Raw genomic sequence first — 16,415 nt, 5'->3', positions numbered from 1 at the left:
CCTCCCCGCACAGAAGAATGTACGTGATGGAGCGGCCGCTCCACATCCCCGGTCGGCTCCGCCGTCGACCGAGATCTCGCCCGGTGTCGGGCGGACATTCGTCGAGTGTCGGAGCGCTCCCACGCGCTGCGACGCCATACTGGCGACGACGGTGCTCCTGCGGCCGTCGGAAGGGAACCCGATGGCAGAGAACGTGCGCCGCGCCGATCCCTCCTCGTTCGTCCCGGGAGCCATGCAGCAGTTCGGCTCGCCGCTGTCGACGCATGCCGTGTTCCTGGTGCTTGGTGTGGCAGCCGGAGCGGAGGCGCTCGACCGCGTGCGCGGAGTCCTCGCGGACCTCTCGGGCACGATCATGGCGGTCGCCTTCCGCGACCCCTCGGCGACGCTGACCTGCACCGTCGGCATCGGGAGCGAGATCTGGCCGCGGCTCGTGGGCACCCCGCGCCCCTCTCAACTCCGTCCGTTCGCGCCCATCGCCGGAGAGGCGCACACGGCGCCGGCGACGGCAGGCGACCTGCTCTTCCACATCCGCGCCGATCGAGCCGACATCTGCTTCGAGTTCGAGCGGCAACTCATGGATGCGCTCGGCGACGCGGTGTCGACCGCGGACGAGACGGCGTGCTTCCGCTACTTCGACCGTCGGGACGTGCTCGGGTTCGTCGACGGCACGGCGAACCCGGTGGGCGAGGACATCGCCGACACCGTGCTCGTCGGCGATGAGGACCCCGACAATGCAGGGGGCACCTACATCGTGACGCAGAAGTACCTGCATCCGCTCTCTGCCTGGCGGGCTCTCCCCACCGAGGTGCAGGAGGCGATCATGGGCAGGTCGAAGGCCGACAACATCGAGCTCGACGATGCGACGAGTGGGCAGAGGGCCCACAAGACGCTGGCGACGATCGTCGACGACGACGGCGTCGAGCACGACATCCTCCGCGACAACATGCCGTTCGGCCGCCCCGGTGCCGCCGAGTTCGGCACCTACTTCATCGGGTGCTGCCGCGATCTCTGGGTGATCCAGCGGATGCTCGAGCGGATGTTCATCGGAGACCCGCCCGGCCTGCACGACCGGCTGCTCGACTTCTCGTCCGCGGTGACCGGGAGCGTGTTCTTCGCACCGCGCCCCGATGTGCTGGACGGGCTCGACGATGAGCCGCCGACCGCATCCCCCGCATCCGGGCCTCCTGCGCCCGTCACGGACTCCTCGCTCGGCATCGGCGGGCGCTCCTGACGATCGGAAGGACTCTCATGGATCACCTCTATCGCGACCTCGCGCCCATCACCGACGCGACCTGGGACACGCTGGACGATGAGGCGCGCACCCGCTTGCAGCCGGCTCTCGGCGCCCGGCGCCTCGTCGACTTCGTCGGTCCGCTCGGCTGGCAGCACTCGGCGACGGCCCTCGGGCGCGTCGGCGCGAGCTTCTCGACGCCGTTCGCGGGCGTGACGGGGCGTTCACGCCAGGTGCTGCCCCTCGCAGAACTGCGCGCGGACTTCTCCCTGTCGCGCAGCGAACTCGACGACGATGCCCGCGGCGCCGTCGACACCGACCTGACGCCGTTGGACGAGGCCGCTGTCGCGCTCGCGAGCGCGGAGAACGCGGCGGTCTTCCACGGATGGGATGCCGCGGGGTTCGTCGGCATCATCCCGTCGTCACCGCACGCGCCGCTCAGCGCTGCCGGTGAGCCGGACCGGCTCGCTCCTCTGGTGGCCGACGCGATCGCCACGCTGTCGGGCGCCGGGGTCGGCGGACCGTACGGCCTCGCCGTCGACACAGCGACGTGGACAGAGATCTCCGGCGGGAGCGACGCGGGAGGCGCCGTGCTGCAGCGTCACCTGGAACGCATCCTCGGGGGCCCGGTGGCGTGGACGCCCGGCATCACGGGCGCGGTGGTGGTGAGCCTGCGAGGCGGCGACTTCATCCTGGAGTCCGGCCAGGACATCTCGCTCGGATACGCTGCGCACAGCCGGGACGCGGTCGAGCTGTACCTGATCGAGAGCCTGACCTTCCGCGTCGCGACGCCCGAGGCGGCGATCGCGATCCGCTGACCCGATCAGGCGGCGAGCACTCCCGACGCGGCGAGCGCGACCTGCTCACTCATGCGGGCGAGCTCCCTCTCATCCCGGCCGATGCGCCACAGCTGGATGAGCGACTGCGAGATCGCGACGACGTTGGCTGCCGCGGCGACGACGTCCTCGTCGCACCGGTCGCGACCGGCAGCCTCGGCCAGCGCCTCGGCCATGCGCTGCTCCATCTGCGTCATGGTGCCGGCCACGATCCGCGCGATCTCCTCATCCGACCCGAACTCGGCGATCGTGTTCAGCATGAGGCAGCCGCGACGGTCGGGGTGAGCCGCGCAATCGGCGCGCACGGCGGCGAGGTAGGCGCGGACGGTGTCTGCCACATCCTGCCCCGGAGCAAGGGCGGCCTCGACGAAGTCGAGGCGACCGGCGCAGTAACGCCGGAAGACCACCAAGAACAGCGCCCACTTGCTGCCGTAGGCCTGGTAGAGGCTGCCGTTGGCCACGCCGGTCGCGGCCGAGAGATCGGTCAGAGCGGACCCCCGGTATCCATGGATCCAGAACCGTTCCGTGACCGCATCGAGGAAGAGCTCTTCGTCGAAAGATCGGGCGCGGGGCATGGCCCCCACCGTATCGTGCGTCAGGTGTGGCCGGTTCAGCGCCTGCCGAACAACCCGGACAGCACGACGTGTGCGAGCGGCAGCAGCGAGAGCAGCATGAGGACCGAGCCGAGCACCTCGTCGGAGGGACGCAGGAGCACGCCCGCGATGAGGGTGCCGGAGAAGATCACGCCGCTCACGGCGCGCGTCGCCAGCTTCTCGGTCCGCGCGAAGCGTCGTTCGAGACGCGAGAAGTCGACAGTGAGGCGTCCTTCCTCGAGGCGCGTGATGAGAGCGTCCGCGCGCCGCGGCAGGCGCGCTGTGATCGCGGCGACCGATGCCATCTCACCGAGCATGTCGCGCACCAGGTTGCCGCTCTCGGCCCGCAGGAGCTCGGATGCGTAGGGTTCGACCGCATCCCACACGTTGAACGCCGGGTCGAGAGTGCTGCACACGCCGGACGTGATCGACATCGAGCGGATGATGAGCAGGAAGTTCTCGGGCAACTGGAACGGCATCTCACGGGTGACGTCGCCGAACTGCTCGGCGAACTCGCGGAACTCCCGCGGATCGACATCGCGGAGCTCCGCGAACCCCATGCCGCCGAATCGCGCGAACAGCGTGCTCATGGCGCGTTCGAGCTCCACGGTGTCCGCGTCGGGCAAGAGCACGCCGACTCGACCGATCCCCTCCACCAGACGCTTGCTGTCGCGCGCGGCGACGGCGATCAGGAGGCTGCGGAGTCCGTCACGCAGGGTGTCGGGCACCTCCCCCATCATCCCGAAATCGATGAACGTCAGCCGGAAACCGCCTTCCGCGGCGGCGTCCGGTGTGACGAAGACGTTGCCGGGGTGGGGGTCGGCGTGGAAGAACCCGCGGCGGAACAGCTGGTCGAACATGACCCGCGCGAACAGCGTCGCCACCGCTGCCGGATCGATGCCCGCCGCGCGGAGGGTGTCCGCATCCGAGATCTTGATGGCGGTGACGTCCGCCAGGGTGAGCACCCGGCGCGTGACGCGCTCCCACACCACGATGGGGGCGTCCACGCGCGGATCCTCGGCGACGTCGGCGGCGAAGCGCTCCGCCCACGCCGCTTCATGGAGGTAGTCGGTCTCGGCGAGGCTGGTGGCGGCGAACTCCTCGACCAGCGCCGGTGCGTCGACGCGCTCCGACACGACGCGGATGCGGCGCAGCCAGCCGCCCACGCGGCGAAGGGCAGCGAGGTCGACCGCGACGATGTCGTCGATGCCGGGACGCTGCACCTTGACGACGACCTCGGCGAACCCGACGTCATGGGCGAGAGCGTCGTGGAGGCGCGCGCGATGCGCCTGCCCGAGGGATGCGGCGGCGACCGGTGCCGGATCGAACCGCGCGTACGCGCGTTCGAGCGGCATGCCGAGCTCCGCCTCCGCGGCCGTGCGGATCGCCGCGAACGGGAGCGGGGGCACCTCGTCCTGCAGGCCTTCGAGCTCCTTCGTGATCTCCGGCGGCAGCACGTCGAGGCGGGAGGACAGGAACTGTCCGACCTTGATCATGAGGCCACCGAGTTCGAGCGCGAGGGCGTGGAACCGACGGGCCAGCCGCGTCATCCGCTGCGGCTGCCGTCGCATCGCGAGACGCGTCAGGCCCAGGCGTGGCAGGACGAGCTCGAACCACCACACCTGGACGAGGGCGCGCGCGGCGAAGCGGATGATCCGGTTGTAGCGTGCCCGAGTATCGGTCATCACCGTGTCCGCTCCGCCGTCAGCTGCCGGCGGCACCGGGTTCAGTCCTCGGCGAGGATCGCGTACAGGCGCCGGCGGGTCTCGCCGAGCGCGTCGACCGCCGCCTGCACCTGCTCCGGCGAACCGGTGCGGGCGACCTGAGCGACGACCTGGGCAAGCTCCATGCCGGCCTTCGGCAACGCGGTCATGCGTCCGCTGTCGCGCAGCCCCGGCGCCTCCCACGGGGCGTCGGACTCGGCGGCCTCCTCGGCCTCGGCGGCGCCCGCCTCGGTGAGCGAGTAGGTCTTGCGCCCGCCCGCCTCTTCGGCGACGATCAGACCCTCGTCGGCCAGCAGCTGCAGCGTCGGATACACGGATCCGGCACTGGGCTTCCATGCACCACCGCTGCGCTCGGCGATCTCATTGATGATCTGGTAGCCGTGCATCGGCTGCTCGGCCAGCAGGAGCAGGACGGCGGCGCGGACATCGCCGCGACCGACCCGGAAGCCGACCCGCTTGTCGACCGACGACCGCATCTGCTCCATGGCGTCCCAGAGACTTCCCGGCAGCCCGCCACCGAATCCTGCACCCGCGAATGGATTGCTCATCGTGACCTCCTCAGATCGTGAACGATACTTCACGATATATCGTTAACGCGGAGGTTTGTGCTGTCTTCAGAAGACTCTCAGCGGGCGGCGCGAGGCTCCCCGAACCGATGCAAGTCTGTGACTCGTCTATGCACGCGTGTCGATCGATCGGAGCAATAGCGTCGCAGTCATGAAGCGGAAACTCCTGTTCTCCACCGTCGCCCTGGCGCTTGTCGCGCTCTCCGGCTGCGCCGCGACGCCGGCGCCGGCGCCGTCCGTGCCGACCGGCATCGCGGGGAGCACGACAACCGCGACCCCCACGCCCGAGCCCGAACCGGCTCGGCTCGTGATCGGCATCCAGGCGATCGGGTACGAGCACGACGGACAGACTCAGGTCGTCTCCTACAGCGAACCAGTTGACCTCCAGATCCTCCTCCGCTCGATCAGCGATGAAGATCCCATCCAGACCCCGATCGACGATCTGCCCGGATACAACCTCCAGCTGCAACGCTTCGACTACGACGGGATCGTCGTCGTCTCGGGTCCCGACGGCCCCGCACACGTCGCGGTGACGACCGCGAGTTTCCACGGTGTGCCCGTCGCCACACAGGAGGGCATAGCCGTGGGCTCGTCGCGGACGGAAGCGATGGATGCGGGAGCCCGCGACGGCTTCGACCAGGACGGCGACGGTGTCGCGGACTGGCTCGATCTCGGTTCCGTGGAGATCTCCGGCACCCAGTCGCTCACGAACCCCGGCTCCGTCGGCATCCAGTTCGTGAGGCTCGGCCTCGACGGCGACACGGTGCGCGAACTGCAGGCTCCCGCCGACGACTTCTCGGATCTCTGACCCGCGCGAGAAACACCACTCAGAAGGGCGGCGCGTCTCCCTCGGGCGCGCCGGACGCCCTCCCCGCGGACGCGGGGACGAAGCGGGGTGTTCGTCGCTCAGGTTCGACGCGGTAGAGACGACCTGCGGGTGATGTCCACACGATCACGCCGTCGGGGTGTTGTCGGGTCTGCCATCCGCCGCGGTGCTTGACGGTGTGGTGTCCCTTGCACAGCGGGGTGAGGTTGTCGGCGCGCGTCTCGCCCCCGTGCTCCCACGCCACGGTGTGATCGATCTCGCAACGGCCGGCGGCGATCCGACATCCGGGCGCGGTGCACCGCGCTGCCCGCCAGCGCACCAGGCGCTGCAGGTCGACCGGCGGGCGGTACCGCGTGCGCCCCACGGAAAGCACGACGCCCGTCTCGGGGTGGGTCAGCACCCGCATCCATCCGTCCGCGGCTCCGCAGAGGGTGCGTGCGGTGCCGATCGGGATGGGCCCGACGCCGTCGAGTTCGGCCGGCGCCCTCACCGCGGCATCATCGTCGAGCAACGACAGCACCGGCACGGTGACAACGACGGTGGCACGCACACCCCGCACCGCCTCGGGATGATCGCTCACCTGCGCGTCGACCAGCAGATCGCCGAGCAGATCGGCGCGCACCTGATCGAGCGTTCGCGGCGCAAGCGTCCCGTCGACCTCGTCGCCGATGCTGGTCTCGGCGAGGTCAGCGCCGGCGGCGTGCTCCCGCTCGGCCGCCAGGAGAGCGCCACCCATCGCGGTGAACCGATGGAAGATCGCCCGAGCCTCGACCGCCGGCAGATACGCGGACAGCCAGGCCATGCCGTCGCCGTCCGCCTCGACCGAGACGCGCCGCATGCGCACCGCGTCGTCGTGGCGCTGGTCGAGCGAGACCGCCCTCGCCCGTTCGACGAGCGCGCGGACCGCGGAGCGGAAGTGACCGACCGGCATCCGCTCGGCGAGTTCGAGCGCGAGCGTCGCGAGCTCACCGCGCAGCGGCGCCTCTGCCGCATCCACCGCGTCGACCAGGATGCGGGCGTGCTGCTCCGTGATCGCGCCGCGCCCCAACGCGTCGAGCACGCGATCGTAGCGCTCGGTGAGCGCGACCGCCTGCGACACCAGACGCTCGGCCGTCGACTCGGTCACGCGCAGCGCCTGCGAGAGTTCGAGCCGGAACGAGCGCTCGGCGATGCCGCGGTCTCCCCCGCGCGAGGCCGACTCGATGAGTGCCGCGGAGCGCGCCTCGGCGATCGCGACCGCCCGCTGCGCGGCGAACGACGACACCAGCGAAGCCATACCCACGACCTGGTCGATCAGATCCGGCTCATCGAACCCGGACGGCGGCGCCTCCCACGACCGCGCGATGCGGCGGTCGTCGTCGAAGGTGTCGTCCTCGTCCATACCCCCACGCTAGGCGGGACCTCCGACATCGCGCCCCGACTCAGACCCCCGCGCCGATGACCGTCAGAAGCCGCGGCTTCTCGGCACTCTCCGAGCCCGGAGACGCCGTGTGCACGAGGAGGGAGGGCGACTGCGCCGGATCCACCACCGTCTGGCGTTCCGGCTCCAGTGCCCCAGCTCGCGATGCGCGAAGCGCTTCGTCGATCGCGTGCGCACCCCGACTTCCCCCAGCGATGAGAGGTCGCGATCTTGCGCAGGCCGGAGAATCACAAGCGCGAGAAGAAGCGGACGGCTGGCTGGGCCGTGTCCCAGGAGCTCACCGGAGCGGCGTGCCCGACGGTTTGACCGTGGGCGGCGCCTCAGGTCACAGGCGCGCGTCCCAGTATCCGCAGAACGGGTCGACCGGGTTGATTCCACCGAACGGGCTTCGACCGGTGAGGGCGTCGACGACCGCATCCACCGTCGCGTCGTTGTGCGCGTAGGCGTTCACGAAGATGCGCACCCTGGGCACGTCCTGAAGATGGAACGGACTGCCGAGAGAGACGAAGATCGTGGGGACCTCCGTCACGTACTTCGGAACGTTCGCCGCCGTCTTGTAAGCCCAGTCGAGACGGGCGGTCGGAACGTTCGAATGCGGCCACACATCGGCGAGGTAGATGACGACGTCGAACTCGTCTCGCAGCTGCTGGCCGATGATGCCGCCGTCCTTGCCGAGGACCATGGTGTTCGTCGGGTCGGCAGATTCGGGCTCGAAATGTCGGACAGTGAACCCGCTCGCCTCCATGCCGTCGATGAAGCGCTCGACGGGAGCGAGCGTGGCATCTCTGCTGCGCAGTGAATAAAGCAGGATGCGAGGTGTCTTCTCCGGCCGAAGCGGGAGGACGCCGGGCTCCTTGGACTTCACCAGCGTGATCGCCGCCCGGGCCGAGTCCCGCGCCCACTGTTCGTGGGCATCCGTGTCCACCGCGTCATAGTCGTCGGGCACGAGATCGTCGAGTGTCGTCGCCCGATGCAGGCCGAGCGCAGCCTTGACCGCGAGAACACGCGTGACAGCTTCGTCGAGACGCTCGATCGTGACAGTGCCGTCATGCACGCCCGCCAGCATGTACCCGTAGTCCTCGGCGTAGTCGGTGGAGAACAGGAACATGTCGCATCCCGCGGCGACCGAAACAGGCACGAGTCGACGGCGCGGCATCGGCAGCTGCATCCCGGCCATCGTGCTCGCGTCGGTGACGATGAGCCCGCGGAATCCGAGCCGGCCGCGCAACAGGTCGAGATTCAACTCGGGCGCCAGGCTCGCGGGGAGGATGTCTTCGTCTCGGATGCCGGGACGAAGGGCGCGGGAGTATTCGGGAAGGGCGATGTGCGCCGACATCAGGGTCAACGCGCCCTCGTCGATCGCGTCGCGGTAGATCGCCCCGAACGTCCGCTCCCACTCGGCGACCGAGAGCGTGTTCACCGAGGTCACAAGGTGCTGATCGCGATCGTCGACGCCGTCACCCGGCCAGTGCTTGATGGAGGCCGCTCCCCCCGCGTCCTGGATACCGCGCACGAACCGGCGACTCATCCGGGACACACGTTCCGGATCCGAACCGAACCCTCTGGTGAGCACGATCGGGTTTCGGAAGTTCATCTGCACGTCGAGGATGGGCGCAAAGGCCCACCGGCACCCCAGTGCGCGTGCTTCTCGTGCCGCGACGTATCCCATGCGATATGCATTGTCCGCGTCGTCGGTTGCGGCCACCTGAAGCGGGCTGCCGAACGACGTGGAGTCCGTCGCGAGCCCCTCGGCCCCGGTCTCGATGTTCGCCGCGATGAGCAGCGGGACCGTTGCCTTGCTCTGCAGGTACCTGTTCAGGCCGACGATCTGCTCTCGCGGAGCGGGGCGCCTCATGTATCCGCCAGGCTCGGCGATGGCGAAGTCCGCGTCGATGTGCTCGGGGGTCGGCGGCACCGCGAGAAGACAGAACAGCTGACCGACCTTCCGCTCTATCGACATCTGCTCGCGCGTGCGATTCACCCATGCGATCGCGTCCTCATCGAGATGGAACGGAGCGGCCGCGAGATCGACCGACACGACGCCCGAGCCGCGGCCGCTCACGCCAGGGCCTCCGTGCCCTCGGAATCCGGCGCAGCCGAGAGTCGCGCCTCCCGACGGGGCGCGGGGATCCGAGCCTGCGCGTACGGGTCGGGCGCGACGCGACTCTCGACGTCGAAGACCATGCCGAGCGGTTGCGCGGAGCGATTTCGCGGCCACCCGGGGTCACCTGTTCGAATGAACGCCACCCACGCGTCGTGCATCGTGCGCATGAGGTCCGCGGGTGGCGCGTCGCCCACGAGCGCCCGAGCAGACTCCTCGTCGGCGACGCCCCACATGAAGGGGAGGTCGATGCAGTGCATCGCGATGCCGAAGGCGGGGCTCGACCATCGGAAGTCGTAGAGCCACGTGCCGCCCGGGCGCGCGATGCCGGCGACCTCCCGCACCGGTCGGCGGAACGTGGTGTCGGTGGTCATCCGCCCGAGGGCCTCATGAGCGGCGGTCAGCTCGTTCGCGGCCGCGTAGTCGCGGGCCGAGCGCGGCGCGAGTCCGTGGGCCACGAGGAAGTCGACCGCATCCGCCGATCCGAGCAGATCCTGCGCGCCCCACGCCGTCATGACGAACTCGTCGTGCGTCGTGCCGATCAGCAGCGGCTTACTTCCTCCCACGCCCCGACGCAAAGACTCGACGGTCTGTTCCGCGAGAAGCTCACCGTCGCGGACCGGGCCGAACGCCGTCCCCAGCGCGAGATCGTCGCGAAACGCCGCGTCGATCTGCGATGCGAGATCCGCCTCGGCATCCATGGCCGCCTTCTGAGCGTCCAGGATGGCGGCTTCCGCCACCTCGCCCCGACGCAGCCGCTCCGCATCGAATCCGCCGATCTGCCGCACGCGTCGCCCTCGCTCACGCGCCGTATCCGGCTCGATGAGCCCGATCGCGGGCGACTGTGCGATCGCCTGGGCGAACAGATGCTGCTGCGACTCCATCCCCAGCAGCGTCATGACTGCGCCGCCGCCCGCACTCTGGCCCGCGATCGTCACTCGCGTGGGATCCCCTCCGAACACGTGAATCTCGCGCTGAACCCACTCCAGCGCGGCGATCCAGTCCCGGACTCCGCGATTGGCGGGCACGCCGGGTACGTCGCCGAATCCCACAACGCCCAGGCGGTAGGAGATGGATACGACGACGATGCCGTCACGCGCGAACGCGTCGCCTCGATACCACGGTGAGGATGGGCTGCCGGCGAAGTAGCCTCCCCCGTGGATCCACACCAGCACCGGCATTCGGGCCTCGAGATCACCCGGAGCGGTCGTGGCCACGTTCACGAGCAGCGTGTCGTCACCGGCGATGGAAGGTTCGGGCACCGTGCTGAACTCGGAGAAGGGACGTCGTTGCGGTGTAGGCCCCGGCCGACGCGCATCCCGGACATCCCGCCACACCGACCGGGGCTCGGGGGCAGCGAACTGACGCTCTCCGACCGGAGGTTCCGCGAACGGGATCCCGTAGAACATTGTCACGCCGTCGGAGCCGGTCGCTCCGGCCAGTTTTCCGGTAGAAATCGTCACGTTCACGTCGTCACTCTCTGATCGCTGAGAAGCGGGGTTCAGCGGGCCTTTTTGATGGGGAGGACGAACACGATCGCGAGCAGGACCCAGAAGATCGCCCAGGCGAAGAGCGCCGGATATCCCCAGGTCGCCGAGATCCCCGCGGCCAGGACGGGGCCGATCGCCTGCGGAAGGACGGTCGCGATGTTCATCACGCCGAGGTCCTTCCCGAAGCGCGCCGGGTTGGGAAGAACATCGATGATGAGCGCCATGTCGATTGCCATGTACGCACCGAATGCGAATCCGTTGATCGCCGCCCAGACGTAGAACGCCTCGAGAGTCGGCGAGAGCATGGGAATGGCGAGCGCGATCGCCATGACGATCGACGCGCCGATGACGAAGGGCTTGCGCCGTCCGATGCGATCCGACAGACGCCCGAAGAGGACCGAGGCGACGAGCGCTCCCGCCATCGTGATCAGGCCGAGCGTTCCCATCTCGATGTTCACCTGCGTGAACTCGAGCGAGGGCTGGACATACGCCAGCAGCAGGTTGAACTGGAAGACCTGCACAGCCCAGTAGCCGAGCATCATGAGGAAGCGAGCCGCGAACGCCCAGGCGAAGTCGGGCGCCGTTCGGGGGTTCACCCAGAAGGTCGACAGGAAGTCCTTGACAGTGACTCGCTCGCGCGGCTCCCCTTTCGAGGACCGGTCCGGGCTGACAAGGACGAACGCGAGCATGACGACCAGAACGATGAGCCCCAGGATCGTGAAGCTGGCATCCCCGACCGCGTTGCTCAACCGACCGGCGATGATCGCGCCCAAGGTGCCGCCGACGATCGCGGTGACACCGATGAGCGAAGAGGCGATCCCCCGACGTTCGTTAGGGACGCGGTCGGCAACGGTCGTCTGCAGCGGAGCCTGGATCACATTGAGGCAGATCTGCACCAGGACCCAGAACACGGTGACCGTGACGACCGAATTGGCGACCTGGAGTCCGTAGGTGAACGCGAGGCCCCCGATCGCTCCGACGAGGATGTACGGCGTGCGCTTGCCGAAGCGGCTGCGCGTGTTGTCGGAGATCATGCCCACGAGCGGCTGGGCGACGAGCGTGAAGATCGCAGCGACGGCCAGCACCTGCGCAAGGGCCGCGTCTCGGGCCACGGCATCCTCAGGGAAGAAGCCGTAGATCTTTCCGGGAAGGAGCACGCCGGCGAAGCCGGACGGCGCCATCATCAGCACCGTGCCTGTCACCAGGAGCGAAACGAGGTAGGTGTTCAGACGCGCACCGATCCGGTAGTGCGTCGTCGCCGAGGGCGGGGCCTCCGTGGGAGAAGCCGGTGTCGTGGTGGTCGGGTTGTCGGGCATGTCTTGTCCTCTGCGTTGAGGGATGAGAGCGCAGCATCTCGCTGGCAGACGCGAGACTAACACGTGTTAGTTCGGGAGAGCCACCTGTATTTTCGCTGCGCGCCGACGGCGGGTCTCGTCCGAAGATCGTCGCGAGCGCGGCGGTGTGCGGAGGCTGCAGATACGGAATGCGCGGGGTCAGCTGCTTTCGCGCGCAATCATCGAGGGCGGAGTCGCGAACGTGATCCCCCCGCTCTCCCGATTCCCCTGAATGATGTCCTCGACGATCGACGCGACATCTGCCGCCGGCGGGAAGGCGATCCGCACCGTGGACAGGGACGGACTGGCGAGCGAGCCTTCGACGAGGTCATCCGTACCGACGACAGCGATGTCGGTAGGAACGGCCACCCCCGCTCGGGCGAAGGCACCGAGCAGCAGCAGCGCAAAATCGTCGTCGTACGCATAGATGCCGTCGAGCCCGGCAGCCAGAGCCGCATCCGCGGTGGCGATCGCGGACTCACGGTCGTACGACATCGGCAGCTCAAGGGTGCTGGCACCTCGCGACGTCGCGACAGCGTCGGCTCTCGTGAACCTCTCCCGCCCCATCGCCTCCAAGCCGCGGGCGCGCGGCGTCACGATGCCGATGCGGCGACGCCCACGGTCCACGAGGTGCTCGACGGCGACGGCGCCGGCATCAGCCTGACCGGTGACGAGCACGTGCGTGCCCTCGATCGGATGCTCTCCCGTGGAGAGAAGCGCTCGCGTGCCGTTCGTGCGCATCACCTCTGAAGCCTCAGGTGTCAGCGGCGTGGACCCCAGGGTCAGCACCGCGACAGGCCGCAACCGCGACCAGGCTCGCGCCGCGTCCACCGGACCGAGTCCCCTGCTTCCATAGATCACGAAAGTCAGACCGAGGGCGTTGAGGGCATCCTCAAGATCCGTCGTCCACGCGGCGACGATGCGACCGAGTGCCGTTGCGGCGGACGGCATCAGCACGACGCCCGAGTATCCCGAGCGCAGTGCTTGAGCGCCCGAATGCGGAACGTAGCCGAGCTCTTCCGCGGCACGGCGAACCCGGGCTTTCGTGGAGTCGGCGAGCGAGATCGTGTCCACGCCGTTCAGCACGAGCGACACCGTCGTTCGCGATACGCCTGCGGCCCTGGCTACGTCGGCACTCGTCACCGGCTTACGATCGATCACCTCTGCATTCTCTCGCGCAATCGAGCGCACCTCGCGCCGGCGGATAACGGGCACTGCCTTGCACCGCGCGCCGCCTCCGTCATTCCCCGCTGACGGCGCCGCGGGGCGGATTGTGCATGAACTCGATGCGGATGCCGTTGGCGTCTTCGAGGAACGACGCGTAGTACCGCTCGGTGAAACGCGGATACTCCTTCGGATCGCGCACCGCGACCCACCCCGCCGCGACGGCGATCTGGTGCAGGCGCTCGACCTCATCGCGCGAATCCACGGCGAAGGCCAGATGCTGCCATCCGACGCGGCCATGCACGTGCGGTCCGGACCCGCTCTCGCGCGCCGGCATGAGGATGAGTTCGGTCTCGCCATCGCGCCACCAGGCGACCGACGTCTCGGCGTCCTCCCGCGTGTACCCGAGCGCCGCCATGATCGGATCGAACTGCGCAGTCGCACTCGGCACGTCCTCGACGGTGATTCCCAGGTGATCGAAGATCGGCATGAGTCGATGGTCTCAGCATCCGCCGACACGGCACACGAGGACCTGCTGCGACAATGGAACGTCGGCGATCGGAAGGCCCCCATGAAGCTCGAGCACCTGGTGAGGTTCGTCGCTCTCGCCGAGCATCTGCACTTCCCGCGCGCGGCGCAGGCACTGGGCGTTTCTCTGCCGGCGCTCTACAGCGCCGTCGACAAGCTCGAGGAGGAGGTCGGCCAGCCGCTCGTCATCCGTGACGCCCCCACTCGTCTCACCCCCGCCGGCGCGCTCCTGCTCGATGAGGCGCGCGCTCGCATCGCCGACGCGCCCGCCGCGGCGACACGGCCGAAGGCCTCCGGCGGCGGAAAGGCCAAGGCGTCGAAGGGCAAGGGCCGCGCCCCCATCGTGAAGGGGCAGCCGAAGCCCTACAAGAAGCGCCAGGGGCGCTAGCCGCGAGCGCCCGACCGCCCTACCCTGACGCCATGGGCATGCTGCGCTACTCGATCAACGTCACACTCGACGGATGCGTCGATCACCGCTCCGCGACTCCGGACGAGGAGCTGCACCGGCGTGCGGCCGAGTACATTGCGCGGGCGGATGTGCTGCTGTTCGGTCGCGTCACGTACGAGATGATGCAGGATGCGTGGCGACCACCCGCATCCGACGCTCTCCCCGAGTGGATGAAGCCGTTCGGACGCACGATCGACGCCGCCCGCAAGTACGTGGTGTCACGCACGTTGGAGGACGTCGACTGGAACGCCGAGCTCCTGCACGGCGATCTGGCCGCCGCCGTGCGCGAACTGAAGCGGGATGCGGACGTCGCGACGGGCGGCGTGATGCTTCCCACGGCTCTCGCCGGGCTGGGCCTCATCGACGAGTACGAGTTCGTCGTTCACCCGCGTGTCGCCGGTCACGGCCCGAGGCTCTTCGACGGGCTGAGCGAACCGCTCGATCTGGAGCTGACCGGACGGATCGAGTACGGCTCGGGAGCCGTTGCGTCGCGATACGTGCCCCGCGCTACAGCTCGGTGAGCCGCCCGGCCTCGACGCGCCAGTTGCGGTCGGTGTCGACGGCGGCGAGCATTCGGCGGTCGTGCGTCACGAGCAGGAGCGTTCCCTCGTAGGACTCGAGCGCCTGCTCCAGCTGCTCGATCGCGGGCAGATCGAGATGGTTCGTCGGCTCATCGAGCACCAGCAGGTTCACGCCCCGCGCCTGCAGCAGCGCCATTGCGGCGCGCGTGCGCTCGCCCGGCGAGAGTTCGTCGACGGCACGGGTGACGTGGTCGGCCTTGAGTCCGAACTTGGCAAGCAGCGTGCGCACCTCGGCGGCGGCCATTTCGGGCACAAGATCGCCGAATGCCTCGGCAAGCGGTCGAGCGCCGGAGAGAAGCGCCCGGGCCTGGTCGATCTCCCCGATCTGCACGTTCGCGCCGAGGGCGGTGCGCCCCGCATCCGGCTGCTGACGACCCAGCAGACCCCGCAGGAGAGTCGACTTGCCCGCGCCGTTGGGTCCGGTGATGCCGATGCGCTCGCCCGCGTTGACCTGGAGCGAGATCGGGCCGAGAACGAAGTCGCCCTGGTGGAACTCGGCGTCCGACAGGGTCGCGACGACCGTGCTGGAGCGCGGCGCCGAGCCGATCGTGAACTCGAGCTGCCACTCCTTGCGCGGCTCCTCGACCTCCTCGAGCCGGGCGATGCGGCTCTCCATCTGGCGCACCTTCTGCGCCTGCTTCTCGCTCGACTCCATCGACGCTTTGCGCTTGATCTTGTCGTTGTCGGGCGACTTCTTCATCGCATTGCGCACGCCCTGACTCGACCACTCCCGCTGCGTGCGGGCGCGGGCGACGAGGTCCGCCTTCTTGTCGGCGAACTCGTCGTACTTCTCGCGCGCGTGCCGACGCACCGTCGCGCGCTCCTCGAGGTACGCGTCGTAAGCGCCGCCGTAGAGCCGGTTCGTGTTCTGCGCGAGGTCGAGCTCGAGCACCCGCGTGACGCAGCGGGCGAGGAACTCGCGATCGTGGCTGACGAGCACCACTCCGCCACGCAGCCCGCGCACGAACGTCTCGAGCCGCTCGAGGCCGTCCAGGTCGAGATCGTTGGTCGGCTCGTCCAGAAGCACGATGTCGAACCGGCTGAGCAGGAGCGCTGCGAGGCCGACGCGCGCCGCTTGACCGCCCGAGAGCGAGGTCATGAGCACGTCGGCGTCGAGCTGGAGCCCGAGGTCGGCGAGCACCGCCGGCACGCGCTTCTCGAGGTCGGCCGCGCCGCTCGCGAGCCACCGCTCGAGAGCCGTGGCATACGCGTCGTCCGCTCCGACCGCGTCGGGGTCGGCGAGGGCGGCGGCGGCCGCATCCATCTGCACGGTCGCCTGGGCGCAGCCCGTGCGGCGCGCGATGTACGCCGACACGGTCTCGCCGGCCACGCGCTCGTGCTCCTGCGGCAGCCAGCCCACGAAGGCGTCGGCAGGCGCGAGCGAGACGCTGCCGCCCTGCGGCTGGTCGACACCCGCCAGCAGGCGCAGGAGCGTCGACTTGCCGGCGCCGTTGGCGCCGACCACACCGATGACGTCACTCGGGGCGACCGTAAGCTCGAGGCCCTCGAACAGGGTGCGATGGCCGTAGCCGCCGGCGAGCTGATGGGCGACGAGCGTTGCGGTCATCCCTCG

15 protein-coding genes are annotated in these 16,415 nt (G+C 69.1%); 5 read left to right on the top strand and 10 right to left on the bottom strand.

Annotated features, from left to right (window positions below; all coding sequences use genetic code 11):
- Positions 1-181 precede the first annotated feature (181 nt).
- Both QE377_RS14310 and QE377_RS14305 read left to right on the top strand, forming a co-directional pair.
- The gene (locus tag QE377_RS14310; RefSeq protein WP_307324474.1) at positions 182-1,231 is read left to right on the top strand and encodes a Dyp-type peroxidase; all 1,050 of its coding nucleotides are present in this window, start codon (positions 182-184) and stop codon (positions 1,229-1,231) included.
- 17 nt (positions 1,232-1,248) lie between these two features.
- Complete coding sequence (locus tag QE377_RS14305) at positions 1,249-2,049, top strand: family 1 encapsulin nanocompartment shell protein (RefSeq protein ID WP_307324472.1); 801 nt, start codon at positions 1,249-1,251, stop codon at positions 2,047-2,049.
- A 5-nt stretch (positions 2,050-2,054) separates the two neighbouring features.
- Here QE377_RS14305 and QE377_RS14300 read toward each other — a convergent pair whose 3' ends face one another.
- The 3 genes from QE377_RS14300 to QE377_RS14290 are packed head-to-tail and all read right to left on the bottom strand — an operon-like array spanning position 2,055 to position 4,932.
- On the bottom strand, positions 2,055-2,642 hold the full coding sequence (locus tag QE377_RS14300; RefSeq protein WP_307324470.1) for a TetR/AcrR family transcriptional regulator: 588 nt from the start codon (positions 2,640-2,642) through the stop codon (positions 2,055-2,057).
- Positions 2,643-2,677: 35 nt separating this feature from the next.
- Positions 2,678-4,345: an AarF/ABC1/UbiB kinase family protein gene (locus tag QE377_RS14295; protein WP_307324468.1), complete on the bottom strand. Its 1,668-nt coding sequence runs from the start codon at positions 4,343-4,345 to the stop codon at positions 2,678-2,680.
- 41 nt (positions 4,346-4,386) lie between these two features.
- Positions 4,387-4,932 (bottom strand): PadR family transcriptional regulator, encoded by a 546-nt coding sequence (locus tag QE377_RS14290; RefSeq protein WP_307324466.1) that lies wholly within the window; start codon positions 4,930-4,932, stop codon positions 4,387-4,389.
- Positions 4,933-5,101: 169 nt separating this feature from the next.
- Here QE377_RS14290 and QE377_RS14285 point away from each other — a divergent pair, with 169 nt between their 5' ends.
- Positions 5,102-5,758 (top strand): hypothetical protein, encoded by a 657-nt coding sequence (locus QE377_RS14285; RefSeq protein ID WP_307324465.1) that lies wholly within the window; start codon positions 5,102-5,104, stop codon positions 5,756-5,758.
- A gap of 19 nt (positions 5,759-5,777) precedes the next feature.
- Here the strand turns inward: QE377_RS14285 and QE377_RS14280 are convergent, their stop codons facing one another.
- The 6 genes from QE377_RS14280 to QE377_RS14255 form a co-directional block, all read right to left on the bottom strand.
- Entirely contained in the window at positions 5,778-7,157 is a 1,380-nt protein-coding gene (locus tag QE377_RS14280) for an HNH endonuclease signature motif containing protein (protein ID WP_307324464.1), read from the bottom strand.
- Positions 7,158-7,521: 364 nt separating this feature from the next.
- Positions 7,522-9,258, bottom strand: coding sequence for a glycoside hydrolase family 3 protein (locus QE377_RS14275; RefSeq protein WP_307324461.1), 1,737 nt, complete (start codon positions 9,256-9,258; stop codon positions 7,522-7,524).
- Positions 9,255-10,802, bottom strand: a complete 1,548-nt coding sequence (locus QE377_RS14270) for a carboxylesterase/lipase family protein (RefSeq protein WP_373459564.1) — start codon at positions 10,800-10,802, stop codon at positions 9,255-9,257. Before QE377_RS14270 ends, QE377_RS14275 begins: the two co-directional genes overlap by 4 nt.
- Positions 10,799-12,103 carry an MFS transporter gene (locus QE377_RS14265; RefSeq protein WP_307324456.1) on the bottom strand — a complete coding sequence of 435 codons (1,305 nt, stop codon included), beginning with the start codon at positions 12,101-12,103 and terminating at the stop codon, positions 10,799-10,801. The genes QE377_RS14270 and QE377_RS14265 overlap by 4 nt, the downstream gene beginning before the upstream one ends.
- A 177-nt stretch (positions 12,104-12,280) precedes the next feature.
- Positions 12,281-13,282 carry a LacI family DNA-binding transcriptional regulator gene (locus tag QE377_RS14260; protein ID WP_307324453.1) on the bottom strand — a complete coding sequence of 334 codons (1,002 nt, stop codon included), beginning with the start codon at positions 13,280-13,282 and terminating at the stop codon, positions 12,281-12,283.
- Between the two features lie 79 nt (positions 13,283-13,361).
- Positions 13,362-13,775: a VOC family protein gene (locus tag QE377_RS14255; RefSeq protein ID WP_307324451.1), complete on the bottom strand. Its 414-nt coding sequence runs from the start codon at positions 13,773-13,775 to the stop codon at positions 13,362-13,364.
- Positions 13,776-13,781: 6 nt separating this feature from the next.
- Here QE377_RS14255 and QE377_RS14250 point away from each other — a divergent pair, with 6 nt between their 5' ends.
- Both QE377_RS14250 and QE377_RS14245 read left to right on the top strand, forming a co-directional pair.
- Complete coding sequence (locus QE377_RS14250; protein ID WP_307324448.1) at positions 13,782-14,201, top strand: LysR family transcriptional regulator; 420 nt, start codon at positions 13,782-13,784, stop codon at positions 14,199-14,201.
- Positions 14,202-14,233: 32 nt separating this feature from the next.
- Entirely contained in the window at positions 14,234-14,782 is a 549-nt protein-coding gene (locus QE377_RS14245; RefSeq protein WP_307324445.1) for a dihydrofolate reductase family protein, read from the top strand.
- Here the strand turns inward: QE377_RS14245 and abc-f are convergent.
- Entirely contained in the window at positions 14,769-16,409 is a 1,641-nt protein-coding gene (abc-f, locus tag QE377_RS14240; protein WP_307324441.1) for a ribosomal protection-like ABC-F family protein, read from the bottom strand. The genes QE377_RS14245 and abc-f overlap by 14 nt on opposite strands.
- Positions 16,410-16,415 lie beyond the last annotated feature (6 nt).

Source organism: Microbacterium sp. SORGH_AS_0862, assembly GCF_030818795.1.
Lineage (GTDB): Bacteria > Actinomycetota > Actinomycetes > Actinomycetales > Microbacteriaceae > Microbacterium.
The sequence above is the reverse complement of the archived record's forward strand: the minus strand, read 5'-3'. Positions and strand labels throughout refer to the sequence as shown.